This window comes from uncultured Rossellomorea sp. (assembly GCF_947488365.1).
GTDB lineage: Bacteria > Bacillota > Bacilli > Bacillales > Bacillaceae_B > Rossellomorea.
In genome coordinates, this window is the sequence record NZ_CANKZT010000004.1 from 287,205 (window position 1) to 299,740 (window position 12,536).

3 protein-coding genes are annotated in these 12,536 nt (G+C 40.1%); 2 read left to right on the forward strand and 1 reads right to left on the reverse strand.

Annotated features, from left to right (window positions below):
* Nucleotides 1–26 precede the first annotated feature (26 nt).
* Nucleotides 27–3,452, forward strand: coding sequence for a S8 family serine peptidase (locus tag Q1B03_RS15880; protein WP_299743401.1), 3,426 nt, complete (start codon nucleotides 27–29; stop codon nucleotides 3,450–3,452).
* A 317-nt stretch (nucleotides 3,453–3,769) separates the two neighbouring features.
* Here Q1B03_RS15880 and Q1B03_RS15885 read toward each other — a convergent pair whose 3' ends face one another.
* Complete coding sequence (locus tag Q1B03_RS15885) at nucleotides 3,770–7,828, reverse strand: S8 family serine peptidase (protein ID WP_299743403.1); 4,059 nt, start codon at nucleotides 7,826–7,828, stop codon at nucleotides 3,770–3,772.
* A gap of 536 nt (nucleotides 7,829–8,364) precedes the next feature.
* On the opposite strand from Q1B03_RS15885, the gene Q1B03_RS15890 reads away from it, so the two are divergent.
* Complete coding sequence (locus Q1B03_RS15890) at nucleotides 8,365–12,462, forward strand: S8 family serine peptidase (protein ID WP_299743406.1); 4,098 nt, start codon at nucleotides 8,365–8,367, stop codon at nucleotides 12,460–12,462.
* Nucleotides 12,463–12,536: the final 74 nt, after the last annotated feature.

The window sequence follows — 12,536 nt, forward strand, 5'->3', positions numbered from 1 at the left end:
ACTATTCTATCAAAAAGGGTGAATACATGATGGTTTCGAAGAAAAGTACGTTATCCATTGGATTGATGTCCGTTCTCCTAAGCAGCAGTATGATTACGCCAGCAAGTGCTGAATTCTATCAGTCTAAGGAAGAAAAGGCACCTGCTCATATCCATAAAGGGAAACTCCCATTGATGGATATGGAAAAGAAAGCTACAGATGATCCTTTATACGGACAGGACCTTAAAGCATTCAACTCAAATGAAAGTATTCGCCTAATTGTAGAGGTGGACGTAAATAAGAAACTGAAAACGGCACCTGAAAAGCAGGTAGAGCAAGTGAAAAATACGTTTATGAAAAAGAGGGATGCTTCTTCTAAAATCATACATACGTATTCAACAGGTTTTTATGGATTCAGTATGGAAACGACGATGAAAGACGCAGAGAAAATCAAAGAGCTAGAGGGCGTAAAGGATATTCGTATTGCCAAAACCTATGAGCATATGGATGTAAAGAGCAACGAGCTTGTGGAAGCGATGAATGTATGGACGAAATATAATTACAGCGGCGATGGAATGGTCGTAGCGATCGTGGATTCTGGCATCGACTATCGCCATGAGGCCATGACGCTTTCTGAAAAAGGAAAGAAAAAAGCGAAGTATAATGAACATAACATACAAGATAAGCTTGATGAGTCGGAAGTAGATGATGTTTGGTATACAGACAAAGTACCGACAGGCTATGACTGGGCAGATAAAGACACCAATGTCATTCCTGCAAGTAATTCCCACGGAACCCACGTAGCAGGAATTGTAGGGGCATACGAAGAATCCCAGAAAAAGGCGATGGGAGTGGCACCGGATGTACAGCTATTGGCCGAAAAAGTATTCTCGGATAGTAGAAGTGGTGCATATGACGATGATATTGTGGCTGGAATCTATCATGCGGTGGAGTTTGGGGCTGATGTCATCAATTTAAGTCTGGGATCTGACGCAGGAAGCGTAGACCCGAATGATCCGGTACAACGGGCCATTCAATATGCAACAGAACATGGGGTATTAGTCGTAGCTGCGGCAGGTAACGCTTCTTATAGTACAAAACAAAACTTGCTGGAAAGATCACAATTACCATGGGCCAAAAATCCTGATATCGGCCTTGTTGGCGACCCTGGTGTAACACCATCCGCACTGCAGGTTGCTTCATCAGAGAATGATCAGATGAGTGTCGATGCTTTAAGTTTGAATGATGGAAGTCAGCTTGGATATCAAACACAATCCAGTTCCAAAAAGCTTAGTGATGAACTCGAAGCTGGTCAAGATTACGAATTGATTTTCGCCGGTGAAGGATTTGGCAGCCATCTGGATGGTTTGGATCTAGAAGGGAAAATTGTAGTTGCAAAACCTGCAAAATCGTATGCTGTTTATTCGACTCTTCAATATGACTCAGCAAAAAAAGGGGCAGTCGGACTGATCGTCATTCCACCGGATAAATATCCATCTTATGCAAATTTAAATTTCTCAAGATACACCATTCCAGCCGTTACGACTGGACATACAGAAGGAGATCAATTAATCGAGCGATTACAAAGCGGAGAGAAGATTTCAGTGCAACTGTCAGATGAAGGTGTTTGGGTACAAAACCCGACAACAGAACCGATGTCTTCATTCTCTTCTTATGGTTCACCAACGGATTTAAGCTTTAAACCAGAAATCACAGCTCCTGGAGGAAAGATCAGCTCGACAGTATTGAACAACGAATATGAAACCATGAGTGGAACATCCATGGCAACTCCACACGTAGCAGCTGGAGCGGCTTTACTTCTTGAGAAGTATTACGAGGAGTTAGGTTTACCAAAAAATGAAGAAACGGTCTTAAAAGCGAAGAATGCATTAATGAACACGTCCCAGGTGTTAACGAATCCCGACGATGAAAATTCCTTATACTCACCAAGACGTCAAGGTTCAGGTTTGATGAAGATTGAACAAGCGATTAAATCTCCTTACCTTGTGGAACATGTAGGTGCCCCTTTGGAAAAGGCTGCATCCGTTGCGTTAAAGGAAGTGGACAGAACGTTCGATTTCACATTGGATGTAGAGCCCTTGGCAAAAAAGCTTGAAAAAGCCAATGACCAATATGAAATCGTAGTAGATGTGTTAATGGATGAGACAGAGAAGAAGACATATGGCGGTGTAGAAAGAGAATATCTAACTTTACATTCGATACCGATAGAGGGAGCGGTCGTTAAAATCAACGGAAAACAGATGGGAGAAAAGAAAATTCAATACAAACCACGTCGTGATGGCGAAGTGAAGATCTCTGTCACACTCCCGGAAGGGTTAAGCGAAGGTCGTTTTGTTGAAGGGTTTGTCCGCTTTGTTCCTAAAGGAACCTCTGTAAAAGATTTAGCAACTTTAACGATGCCTTTCATGGGATATTACGGCGATTGGGATTCCCTTAATAATATTGATGTGAGTCCGGTGAATGGAGATCCATACTTAGGATATACCGTTCTTTGGAATGACGTAATGGAGTTGCCTATGGGGTATGATACTTCCACAGGAACATTTGATCCAAATAAGATTGGATATTCTAAGAATGCGGTTGCGTCAGGTATATATCCTTCCTTCACGGCGTTTCGTAATTTGAAAGAAATGTCTCTGAAGGTAGAGGATGAGAATGGAAAAACTGTTGCCAACATCACGAATTTCGGTGAATTTACGGAAGATGGCAGCCCGTACCCATTTAGAAAGAACATTATGGGCTATGGAAATTACTCTTATAAGTTCGATGGGATGTTCTGGAGTGGGGAAGATGACGGCGGGAACCAACTTCCTGACGGGAACTATACGTATGTGTATGAGAGTACATTGAATTATGAGGGAGCAGAGCCTCAACAAACGAAGATTCCGTTTAAACTGGATTCTGTTGCGCCTGTTGTTAAAAATATCAAGATTACAGAACAAACGGATGGGAAGTATAAAATTACATGGGGTGTCACAGAAGAAGGAACGAAACATGTCGGAAATTTCATCTGGGTAAATGGCGGTAGTCGTAAAAGCGTATACAGTGATGCAAATGAGTACATTACCGACGAAAAGCCTGAAATTGTCATGATTTCAGCCATAGATGCTCTCCAAAATGTTGGTGTTGGTTATACTGGAAATGAGGAATTGCTGAATGCAGATCCATTTATCAATTATTGGAATGTGTCACGATCCAATGTGAATGAAACGAAACCGGCTTCCATCTTAATCTTTGGCTATAAACGAATAGATTGGCATATAGAGATTTCTAATTCAGCAGGCGAAGTGATCGAGTATGCTGATATTGAAAATGAACATTCGATATATGGGTTGAAATGGTATGCTGCTGCAGAATATCCGGACGGTGACTATTATGTGACCGTGACAGGAACAGATGAAACAGGATTATCGTTGACCTCTGAGAAGAAGAAGATTACAGTTAAACACTAACTAATGAGAAGGGCCAAGAACATATGACGTTCTTGGCTTTTTTTCGTGTAAAACGACTTTAGGTTGATGAGATACTATAGCCTCTTACCTCAAGAAAAAGAACTTCAAAGTCAAACTTACTTAATCATGTTTTCAAATAATGATACAACAAGTTTTTTATTCTATAAGGGGAGGAAACCATAATAAACCAACCGTACTCGTGAACATCATGAACATGAGTACGGTTGGTTTATTGTCGTTGTTTTCTTTAGAACGATTGTGATTTTTTGAGGATTCAACCACTACTTACTATTTCGATTTACGTAATCACCTTTGATTTAGTTTGTCAATCCTAATTCCATTTTCACTTTCTCAAGTGTCATCCCTTGATAGTTTTTAACAACATCTTTTAACTCATCCAATGTATGATTACGCATAAGATAATTCGTTTCAACATAACTCCAATCTTTTTGATCGACAATGCCATCATCATTAATGTCTGCCGAACGATCATCGGACTGCCATTTTTCTTTTAAATACAGGGCATCAAAGATATCAATGACATCGTCTTGATTCACGTCCCCTGCATAAGTGAAAGCAGTAGTGTTGGTTAATGTTCCGGTAAGTTGTCCATCTTCCTCTGTATTGACCATAATCTCTTCATAATATGGGAAGTGACCAGGTATGTTTACCTTGAGAGTATATGGCTCAGGATTAACTGGAATGTTATCGTATCGGAAGAACCCACGAGTACTAATATCAGTCGGGTATTCTGTCCCATCCGGACTAACCAGCTCAACTGAAGCACCAACCTGTGTATAATCCCTTGAGAAATCAATGGACGTATCAGGCTTTAAGAATCCTTGTCCTACAAAGCCTCCAGTAATAATTCCAGTTTGATTCAGTAATTTCAAACCTTCAATGTATCCTTGGGCAGATACCGTTTTACCATTAGCATCAATGTATCTGTTGCTAGTAGAGTTAAAACCTGCGTAATTGGTCCATTTTTTATCAGTCACTTTAAAGGTGACATCTAACATAGGAATATCTCCGGTTATTTCTTGATCCTCATTCAGGGTAAGGTCTATTTTTGCGTTGGAAAAGGATCCAATCGACAAATCTGTTTGTAGGTCAACGTCATATTCGGATAAAGCAGCGTTTTTCTTTATATCCAGGATTTCCATTGAATCAATATAGTAGAAAGTGAATTTAGCTTCTTTCAATTGTTTTACGTTGTTTGCAGTCATTGTAAACGTAACAATGTCTCCCGGTTTTGCAGACTTTTGATCATAGGTTCCAGTCATATAGGCAGTGCCTTCTGGAACAAAATGATAAGTTTTTCTTTCTGTCTTGTTGGTAGCAGCATCGAAGCCTTCTAATCGAGCCAGATTGTTGGTTGGTCTGACAAGGGGGATCTCCTTCTCAAATGTTCCATCTGCATTTGGGCGGATCAGATTATCCGGGAACATGCTGTACAAATATTCATATGCGAAATTATCTGTTTGACTAATATCAATTCCAGCAGCTTGAATATCATCCACCTCATTGTCAATCAAGGTTCCGGTTATCGGATACGTTTGTTGCCCTTCAGCGAACTCATAAACAAGTTGATCATCAATGCTTGTCTTCATTTCTGGAGTAGTATTGTCGACGAAAATGTCATCACTTTCTGTAAAGGTCTTACCGTTTTCATTTGTTGCAATGAACTTGAGTTTATAATGGCCTTGATCGGCTAATTTTTCTTTTAAATGGATAGGGTAATCCTCATCTCCAGTGAATGGGTAATAATTTCCCCCATAACCGTATAGTCCATAAGGGACACCAATCTGTAGGTCGCTGCCATTGAAATACCCGACATAACCAATGTCTTCACCTGTTTCGCCATCGGCTAACACAACATCTACTTGTTCTACCTTTGAATTCAGCTGAAAGCCGAATGTGGCAACCGGAAATGAACCAACATAGCTTCCTGGATTGGTCGTTAATACTTGCTTATCTAATACTAAAAAGTCGAATCCTTCTTTCGCTACTCTGATTGAAAATGGAATTTGGTACGTTTCTTCAGGATCGTTTACATTCGTATAAGTGATATATCCTTCATAAAAACCTTGATCAGCTGTTTTAGGGATCATCACAAAGGCATTGGTTTTCTTCGTTTTACCCGCTTTAACAGAAATCTTCTTATCAAACACCACATGAACACCGTTTTTGTCGGCCTTTAATGAATGGTTTGTAAATTCAACCTCACCAGTAAAGGTCTTCTTTTCATTTCCATGATTACTTACTTCAATGGTACGCTGGTCACGAATCGCTTGCCCGTCGTTGTATTGCAGTCCAAATCCGATAGAACCTGTTTTCTCACCAATCAACACTTCTTCACCGTTTGCAATGTTGGTTGTTTCATCGATGACTTGGAATTTCATAGAAGAATGGATCGCCTCATATGGGTCGACTCTACCCGCACCGACTTCAAACACGCTATAATCACCATTTAACGGATCCGCGGTGTTCATAAGAATGGTTTTGATGTCTTCTGGTTTTAGGTCTGGATTGGCTTCTAATAGTAATGCAGCCATTCCTGCTACTTGAGGGGATGCCATGGAGGTTCCGGATAATCGTTGATAGGCATATTCATAATTCTCTGATTCCTCATGGTTTACCATATAAGATGGAACCGTGGACTGAATACCAACTCCCGGTGCCGTCACTTCAGGTTTGATATCATAATTAAATTTAGATGGACCTCTTGAACTGAAATCAGCTAAATGATCTCCTTCTGTTTTAACCGTTCCTATTTTATTAAATGTAAATTCGTTAGAATTCGATAATTCTTCAAGTAAAGTTTCTCCATCACTTTTAGTCAAACCGAATGCAGGAATGAAGTCTTTGTTTTCACCTAGAAAGTATGGGATTTGCCCCTCACCTTCATTATTGTAAATAAAGATCGCTTTAGCACCATGCAGTTTTGCAAATTTGATCTTGTCATTAAATGTGATTTCTCCACGACGGACGAGAACAATTTTACCCTCCACATCTTTACCGTTATAATCCTCAGGTTTACCTAATCCCACCTCTACGATAGGGAGTGTTTGACCTTCAAAATCTTCTATTCTATCACTGTAGTGTCTCCCCAATAACTTAAGAGCGACAGATTCTGTAGAAAGTTTCCCTTCGTATGTATCGATATCGAGGGGAGTATCACTGGCACCGACTGTAAGAGCTAAAGCAGAGGAAGCGGGTGATCCGAGAGTGTAGGCTGCGTTTCCTGAATTTCCTGCGGCTACCACAGTCGTGACTCCGCTCAAAACGGCGTTGTTGACAGCGACACTCGTTGGGAAATAGGGGTCATTAATGGAAGCACCTAATGACATGTTGATGATGTCCATCCCATCTTCAACTGCCTGATCGATTCCTTTAAGCACATTTTCAGTCATTCCACTGCCGTATGGACCTAATACTCTATACGCATGAATTTCTGCGTTTGGAGCGACTCCTGTCGTCGTATAGTCACTTTTATTTGTCCCTTGACCAGCAATAATTCCAGAAACATGGGTTCCGTGTTGAGTATAGTAGGCGTTTCCGTTTGAGATTTCTGGTTTTCTTGAATTCTCCCAATCCTCATATGTTGTTTCCATTGGGTCTTCATCGTTATCGACAAAGTCATACCCGCCTTTGTAGGCCTGTTTTAAATCAGGGTGGTTGTAATCAATTCCTGTATCGATTACCCCGATATTTAGACCTTCACCGGTTAAGCCTTCTTGATGCAGACGGTCAACTCCTAAGTAAGGATTACTGTCGGCCATTTTAGTAGAGATATTAAGGCTTGAAACTTCTTTTGTACTTGGTGGTTCTATACTTACCGCTTCATTACCCCAAATCGTCTTTACTGCTTCTGTTTGTAAGAGCGATTCTATTTTGTTTGCCGGCAAAGTCATCGCTACCCCGTTAAAGGCCTCTGTGTAATGATATTTAATGTCATAAGACTTATCATTTTCACCTTCGAATATTTTACCGAGATCCTCTTTAAATTTCTTTTGTTCTTTTGCTATGTTATCTTTAGCTTTTGTCTTTGATAAAACTTCTCCTTTTAAGCTTGCGTGAAGCTGAGCAACCTTGACAGGCTTATGATGAAACTCAACTATGACTGAGATATCCTCATCTGTATCTAAGTGGATGGATGGAGACAACTGTAATCCAGTCTTGTCATTCAACTCTAAATCTTTTAGCGCTTTTCTCTGTGAATCAGTCAGGTGTTTTAGAGCGTTCAAACTTGATAGTGAACTAGTGTCGAATGTCTCGCCGAGAACACTACTAGGAATGGATGCTACGGTACTAAATACCATTCCTAATGACAGACCAGCTACTGTTACTTTTTTTAACAACTTTTGCTTGTACAAATCATTCACTCCTCTTTTTTTTATTGATTAAGAAAAGGTAATATTTTCTTAATATTTAAAATCATCACATAAATGTATTTTTGTGTGTATGGGGATAATTAAGAAAAAAATGTTGTTAAAAAATCACAAATAAACATGTAAATAGTACTATGTACATGTGTGAATGGCAGTGTTTGAGTATGTATGAATGATCTGGTTAGTCCTTTTGAAGGTTTCGATTTTCCCAAATGACTGATGTAGAGGATGAATAATTGAAGTTGAACGATACTAGCAAGAAACTAAGTAAGGATTGTTGAATAGAAAAATGTTCTTTTATCCCCCAACTTTTATAGGTTAAAAGTTCCGGTTCTATTGAACTGTTTAGTAGTTAGGTGATTTTAATTCCATCTCAAATGATTGATTTTTCAGAGTTTTAAAAGGGAGAAGATACAATCATTCCTATGTTACGTCTCCCTTTATTGACAAAATTCCCCCCAATGACTTATTCGTTATTCGACAATATAATTAACTTAAGAAAGTAAATGGGGGTTGAATTCATGAGAAACAGCAAATATCCAAAAATTGCATTAAGTGTAGGACTTCTTTTAGGGGCAGCAGCACCTTTAAGTTCTGAACCTGCAGTACATGCAGAGTCAGAGTCCAACGCTATGAAGGTCCTGGCTGGTCTCTCAAAGGAGCAGCTTGAAGCTTTACAAAACCTGGAGGCTAATCGTTCTATCAAGGGTCTTCAGTTATCAAGAGATATTGACTTGAAGAGTGAAGAGAACGTGACCGTTATTGTCGAATTTGATCAGCTGCCTGCAAAAGCAGAACAAATACAACAATCCCTAAAGGGTAAAGAGGTTTCTCTTGAAACGGCAAAGAAAAAGGTAGAAGAGTCCCATAAAAAGTTTAAAAAAGACTTAGATACTAAAATTGGGAAAAAGACGAAATCTGGTAAAGATCCTTATGAAATTAAATACTCTTATACGAATGCATTTAATGGAGTTGCGATTACTCTCCCAGGCAATCAAGTTGAAAGTCTAGTAGAATCGGAAGCTGTTAAAGCCGTCTATAGCGAATTAGAGGTTCAACTTACTCCTCCACCGAAAACCGATGAAGAAGAAGGATCTACTACAAAAGTGGACAGTATTCCTTTCATGAATATCGATAAACTACATAAAGAAGGATATACAGGTAAAGGGGTTAAGGTTGGTGTTATTGATACAGGAATCGATTACAACCACCCAGATTTAAAAGATGCCTATAAAGGCGGATACGATTTTGTAGATAAAGATGATGATCCGATGGAAGCGACGTATGATGACTGGAAAGCTTCTGGATATCCTGAGAACAATCAAGGGAACAGTTACTACACAGATCATGGTACACATGTTTCAGGAACGATTGTGGGTCAAGCTGTAAATGATTCAGATTACAAAGTGATTGGTGTCGCTCCAGATGCGGAATTAAATGTATACCGGGTATTAGGACCATACGGATCTGGATCAACGAGTAACATTCTTGCAGGAATCGACCGTGCCGTGGCAGATGGAATGGATGTCATCAACCTCTCCCTTGGAGCAGCAACGAATAACCCTTTGTATGCAACGAGCATAGCCGTTGATCATTCCGTATTAAGTGGTGTTACAGCCGTTGTTGCCGCGGGGAACTCTGGGGATCAAGGAAATTATACGTTGGGATCTCCAGGTGCCGCTGCCCTTGCTTTGACGGTAGGAGCAAGTTCTGCACCATCTTTTGTCACGACGTATGATGGCGTGTTCTCTGTGGAAGGTAAGGATCTGGATGGAGTTCTACAGTTAATGACGAACAAATGGACGGATGAGTTTAGTAAGCTCCAAGGCCAAAGCTTTGAAATGGTTGAAGTAGGAGAAGGTGGACCTGCTGATTACAACGGGAAAGATGTCACTGGAAAAGTGGCATTCGTGGCTCGCGGCTCCTATGCACTCATCGAAAAAATGGAATACGCGAAACAAAATGGGGCCAAAGCCGTCATCATTTATAATATGAATCCGGATGAAGGGCATATCCCTCATTATTTAGGCGAAAGCAATGACAATATCCCTACTTTTTCATTAACGAATCAAGATGGTTTAGCAGTGAAAGAACTATTCAAAGATGGAATACCAACCATCACTTTGGGAGAAATGGGGGAAGCGGAAATCAGCGGTGATGAGCTTGCATCCTTCAGTTCAAAAGGTCCTTCAGGAACATTGTATGATATCAAGCCAGAGGTGACGGCACCTGGGGTCAATATTCTCTCAACCGTTCCATCCTATATGCAGAATAAAGAAGATTCATCGGATTATTCACATGCCTATCAACGTTTATCAGGCACATCAATGGCGTCACCTCAAGTAGCGGGGATAGCAGCATTATTACTTCAAGCACATCCTGATTATACGCCAAGCGAAATTAAATCTGTGTTAATGAATACGGCAGATCCATTGAAGAATCAATATAGCGTATTTGAAGTTGGAGCGGGAAGAGTCGATCCAATGCAAGCCATCCATTCGGACACGATGATTTCCGTTCTGGATGAAACACCATTTATTGAAAACCAGGAAGAAATCATCATTCCGGAACAAACCGGTGGTCTAAGCTACGGTTTTATCCCGATGGGGGATGAACATATTACAAAAACGACCAATCTATCAATTACAAATAATAGTAATAATATCAACAAGTACGATATTTCAGTAGAATATAATGTGGGGGCAAAGGCTTCTGGGTCTCTGGATGCTGAGAAAAATGGTGTGAGGCTCAATGTGCCAAGCTCCATGAAAGTGAAAAAGAATAAAGAAGAACAATTCAATGCGATTCTTACCATCCCGAAAACGGCTCAAAAAGGAACATATGAAGGATACATCGTGATTCAAAATCAAAAGGATCCAGAGAACAGCTATCGTATCCCATTCGGAGCGAAAGTCGTGGAGGAAGGAATCGGCTACTTTGATGTTTATACGAAAAGTATTTCGACTAATCGCGTGAACAATCCTTATAGCAGAAAAGAAACCGATCTTGATTTCAGATTGAATTCCCCGATGGAAAGATTGGATTGGGTACTGGTTGATCCAGATACGAAAGAAGACCTGGGATGGATTACAGGTGTGAATGCAACAGGAGCTGCAATCGATGTCGATTATTTTATTGAAGAGGGGTTCTATGGATATTATTATCCATTAACAGGACATGATAAAAAGCCGATCAGCTATACAAAAGTGAGAGTGGAAGATGGCATTTATGATGTGAAGATGATCGGAACGACGAAAGATGGAAAGCAGTTTGCCAAAACATCCACCATTAGCTTAGATAACGGGGCACCGACAGTCGTTTATGATCAGACGAATGCATTGCCAACCGGTGACTTTCCGATTGTAGAGCTGGAAGAGGGTCAAGAAACAGTCACTTTATCGGGAACTTTATTGGATCCAGAAATAGAGGAAACGGCAAAGACCGATATCCCGCTCACTCAAGCAAGTAATAATATATGGTATGGGACGAATGGTCCAAGCTATCGACTACAAGTGGATGAAAATGGACAGTTTTCAAAGGAAATCAATGTAAAAACGTCATCCATCAGAGAAATGCAATATTTAGGAGCTGATTATGCTGGAAATACAGCTATTCCTAAAGTGGTCTACTATGCACCTAAAGGACTTCAATATGTTTTCGCGAAACCGGATAAAGAGTCTTACCAAATGGGTGACAAGATCACTTATACATTCTACGCTAACAATTTGGAAAAAGCCCATGACTTTTCAATGTATACCTATAACTCAAGTAAGCTTTTGGATTCTGTTGAATTCCAATTAGCGGATGGGTTACCAGAGGGATCAGAATTGAATGTGACAAAAACCGGTACAACAAGTGTCAGAAATGATATTGAGATAAAAATTCCAGATGAAGGCGTATCAGGAGACGTTGCATTATTCAAGATTGTAGCTGATACGAATGAGCAGGAGTTTTTCAATACGTATTCTCCATTGTTCAGTAGTGTAAGTACGATGAAGATTAATAACGGACCGCGGATCCCGACGAAAATGGGAGCTCACCCAGTCTATCCGAAAGTATCAAAGGTTAATGCAGGATTTATAGGCGCAGAAGGACTCCTGACAGATGCAGGTCGCTTTGATTATAGCCGGGATTACACACAAATAGGTGCCACTATACACTTAGAGGATACAAATGGAAATACTTATCCTGTCACCATACCGAAAAACGGTGTTATTTCTATCGAACAACTACCATCATCTGTACAGAAGTATACCGTCGTTACGGATGTACCGGGACACTACACAACATATACACCACTTGAAGCGGGACGTACAGAAAATGGTGTAGATATTGGTGAATACATCACTTATTATATGGCCGTTTCCAAGCCTGGAGATATCAATAAAGACAATGCCATCGATATTCACGATGCACTACTGCTTCAAGATCATTGGGGAACGGACTATCGAAATACGGATATCAACTTCGATGGTACGACAGATGAAAAAGACTTTACACTCCTTGAGAAGTATTACTTATCTGAAAATGATTTTGTATTAGATACTCCAGATCCTCAATCTGAAGTAGATGGTAATACGATTGACACGATTAAAGAGGAACTGGGAATTAATCCTTAACGGTTTCATTTCGAAACATTTTGATGAACGTAATCAACCAGAAGAAAGGGTAGTCCGTTAAGGGCTGCTCTTTT